A 691-nucleotide genomic window follows, 5' to 3' on the forward strand; every position below is an offset into this window, starting at 1 on the left:
AACACGTGAAACTCCGTCGGAATCCGGGAGGACCATCTCCCAAGGCTAAATACTACCTAGTGACCGATAGTGAACCAGTACCGTGAGGGAAAGGTGAAAAGCACCCCGGGAGGGGAGTGAAATAGTTCCTGAAACCATATGCCTACAAGTAGTCAGAGCTCGTTAATGAGTGATGGCGTGCCTTTTGTAGAATGAACCGGCGAGTTACGTTAGCGTGCGAGGTTAAGGAGGAAAGTCCGGAGCCGTAGCGAAAGCGAGTCTGAATAGGGCGAGATAGTACGTTGACGTAGACCCGAAACCAGGTGACCTACCCATGTCCAGGTTGAAGGTGCGGTAAAACGCACTGGAGGACCGAACCCGTGTATGTTGAAAAATGCTGGGATGAGGTGTGGGTAGAGGTGAAATTCCAAACGAACTTGGAGATAGCTGGTTCTCTCCGAAATAGCTTTAGGGCTAGCCTCGGAGTTAAGAATCGTGGAGGTAGAGCACTGTTTGGACTAGGGGCCCGTCTTGGGTTACTGAATTCAGATAAACTCCGAATGCCACAGATTTATATCCGGGAGTCAGACTGCGAGTGATAAGATCCGTAGTCGAAAGGGAAACAGCCCAGACCACCGATTAAGGTCCCAAAATATGTGTTAAGTGGAAAAGGATGTGGAATTGCATAGACAACTAGGATGTTGGCTTAGAA

At 49.2% G+C, this 691-nt stretch carries 1 rRNA gene (cut by a window edge); it reads left to right on the forward strand.

Annotated elements, in window-relative coordinates:
• A 23S ribosomal RNA gene (locus DRW42_RS29155) occupies nucleotides 1–691 on the forward strand; its annotated part runs 475 nt beyond the window's last position; the annotation flags it as partial.

Source organism: Pedobacter miscanthi, assembly GCF_003315595.1.
In the GTDB taxonomy this organism is placed as follows: domain Bacteria; phylum Bacteroidota; class Bacteroidia; order Sphingobacteriales; family Sphingobacteriaceae; genus Pedobacter; species Pedobacter miscanthi.